This window comes from Actinosynnema sp., assembly GCF_052038725.1.
In genome coordinates this window covers 1-3,164 of sequence record NZ_JBQGCX010000524.1, presented here as the reverse complement: position 1 = coordinate 3,164, position 3,164 = coordinate 1, and the positions used below count along the sequence as shown (strand labels likewise).

1 protein-coding gene is annotated in these 3,164 nt (G+C 74.2%); it reads right to left on the bottom strand.

Annotation, left to right across the window (positions count from 1 at the left end):
* On the bottom strand, nt 1–2,977 hold a 2,977-nt coding region (locus ACTUAL_RS10560), incomplete at its 3' end, for a phosphodiester glycosidase family protein (RefSeq protein ID WP_440900129.1).
* Nucleotides 2,978–3,164 lie beyond the last annotated feature (187 nt).

Genomic DNA, 3,164 nt, shown 5'->3' with positions numbered 1-3,164 from the left:
AGTTCCCGTTGACCAGGTAGGGGACGCCGACCACCCGCGACGCCGCGAACAGGCCCGCGTGCGCGCCCACGAACGCCGCCGGCTTGCCGGTGGACGACCGGAAGTCGGCCAGCCAGCGCTCCACCAGCGCCGCCTCCATCCGGTCGGACAGCTCGCTGGTGCGCAGCGGGCCCGGATCGCGGGTCGGGTGGTGCTCCAGGACCACCACCGAGTCCACCGCCCCGTGCTCGTCCAGCGCCCTCCGCAGTGCCGCGACCTGCGCGTACCCGCCTGCGCGCAGCGTGCCCAGCGAGGTGTCCAGCAGCACGAACCTCGTGCGCCGGTGGTCGAGCACGCGGGTCGTCGACCCGAACTCGCGGCGGAAGTTGTCGATCGTGCCCGGCCCCATCACCTCGTGGTTGCCCGGCACGTAGAACCACGGCACCGCGTCGCCCAGCTCCTCGGTCAGCACCCGCCTGGCCAGCGCCAGGTCCTCCGGCGCGGCCTCGTCCACCAGGTCCCCGTTGATCACCACGAAGTCCGGTCGCTCCGCCCTGACCTCGCGCAGCGTCCGCCGCGCCGCCCGCACCAGCTCGCTGTCCGGGGCGCGGGCCACGAACTGGGCGTCGGACATGACCGCGAACCGCCACGGGCTGCCGTCGACGGTGCCGTCGCGCACCACCACGTCGTCGCGCACCACCTCGCGCGGTGGCGGTTCGGCGTCGGGCGGGACCACGGCGGTGATGTCGTCCACCACGACCTCGCCCGCGTACTGGCGGTCGGCGGCGGTCTCGATCGTGTAGAAGCGTGTCACCTTGATCGGGAACGCCAGCTCTCCGGGCACCGGCACCTCCAGCCGTTGCCAGCCGTCCCAGGTGAGGTGCGGGCCGTACAGCGACCGGGTGAGGCCCTGGGCGTCCACGACGGTGAAGGCCGTCCACTCGCCCCGGCCTGCCGCGCGCACCCACGCGCTCAGGGCCAGTGGTTTTCCCGGCACCTCCAGTGCCTGCGGTGGGTTCGCGTACGCCGTCCGGGTGCCCGTGGACTGGGTGAAGTCGTAGCGCAGCGCCAGACCCTGGCCGGTGTGGCCGTCCGGGGTCGGGGAGACCGAGCCGGAACCGCGCGCGGAGCCGAACGTCCAGCGCGCGGCGTCGTCGAAACCGGCCAGCAGGCGCTCCTCGGTGCCCACGGTGACCGGTACGCGGGTGGTGCGCCCCTGAACGGTGACCTCGATGGTGGTGGAGCCGGGGGCGCGGGCGGTCACCAGCAGTGCGCCCTCGTCCTCACCGACTTCGAGCACGGAGTGGTCGTAGGACAGGGCCAGGTCCGAGGGTTCGACCGGTGCGCTGAAACCGCTGTGGTCGTAGCCGACGATCCCGACCCGCGCGCCCGCGCCGACGTCGGGCAGGCTCACCCGACCGCTGGTGGCCGACAACCGCTCCAGCGCGCCGAGCACGGTCAGGTCCTGGGAGCCCTCGATCCGGTTCTGGCGGGCGATGACCCGCGTCGTCCCCGCCGCCGCGGCGCGGAACACGCCGTTCCCGCTGGCCCTGCCGACGAGCGGGTTCGTGGACGTCCACACCGGTCGCTCGTCGGCGACCGGGCCGTAGGTCTCGTCGTAGCCCTGCGCCACCATCTTCCGGGTGAGGCCGGGGAACACCCGGTCGGGGCGGCCACCGGGCACCGCGCCCGCGGTCGGGGCCGTGCGCGGGTCGGTCGCCGTGGTCACCCAGAACCCGGTCAGGCGACCGCTGCCGCGGGGCGCGTACAGCGCGAGCCCGTTCGGGACCGGCCGCTGCCCGCCGTCCGAGGGGGTGTTCTCCAGGTGGACGGCGTCACCACCCGGTTCGCGGGCCACCAGCGTGCTCGACCCGCCGCCGTCCAGGTTCAGGGCGTTGTGCGCGCCCAGGTCCCGCAGCGCCTCGGCCACGTCCTTGAGGTTCAGGCCGAGCAGGTGCGCGGACTGCCTGCCGTCCACGGTGAGGAGGAACATCCGCTTGCCGTCGGCCGAGAAGCCCACGGCGGTGCGCGGGTGCGACGCGTCGTCCGGGGCGACCACCTCGCCGTCGCGCAGCAGCACCTGGTCGCCGCCGATCGCGGCCCTCGGCGCGGAACCCCCATCACCCGCACGGGTCGCGTACCGCACGGACAGGTGGTCACCGGGCGCGACCGCCAGCGCGGTCGCGCCCGCTTCGCGGCCCAGCAGCACGTAACCGTCCTCGGGCACCCGGTCCGCGCCGACCGCGTCCCGCACCTCGGTCACGACGTCGTGGCGCACCACCACCTCCCGCACGCGCTGCGCGTCGCGCACGGTCCGCGAACGGGTGTAGTCACCCCACAGCGGGGTGAAGAGGGCGACGCCATCACGTTCCAGTTCCGCGCTGTTGAGGCGGTTCAGCGCGAGGTCACCACCGGGCAGCGCGGCCGTGCCGCTGAACAGCACCTCCATCACCCGGCCGACGCCCGCCGCGTCGACGCCCACCGCGCGTTCACGACCGGGCGAGGCGGACTTGACCGGGACGCCGTCGCGCACGGCCGCGCCCTCGGGGGCCCCGGAGTTGTTGATGTCGAAGAAGTCGCCGTTCACCGCCGCGACCGCGCGGGTGCGGTCCGCCTGCTCGGACAGCGGCGCGGCTGCCGTGACGGAACCGGGGTCGAGGTAGTCGACCTTCGTGCCGCCCGCCAGGTCGACGGTGAGGGCGTCGCCGCGGACCCAGCCGTCCGCGCGGTACCAGTCGAACGAGGTCAGCTCGACGCCGGGCGCGACCGGGCGGGCCGCGCGGTCGGTCTCCAGGTGCTCGCGCGAGGCGGCGGTGGCGAGGTCGGGGAGGTCGGGGACGTCGGGGAGATCGGAGAGGTCGGGGTGTGGCTGGGACCGCGCCGAGCGGGATGACGCTTCGCCTGCGTGGGCGGGGCGCGCCTGGTGTCCCCCGACGGGGGACGCCTGGACGGGGGGGGTGATGAGGACCAGTGCCAGTGCGAGGGTTCGGATGAGCACGGCGACTCCCGGTGGTTGCTGTTTCACCCGCTGTCATTGGAGCGGGTGAACGGCGGACCGAACAGGGTGGTTCCACTGAGCGCCACTGGTCCGTTCGAGGGTTCACGGCGCGGAAAGGCGCACGTCACGGGCAGTTCGCTGAGTATGTTCCCGGCCGTGACCCCCGGCAGCGCCGCCAACCCGCCCT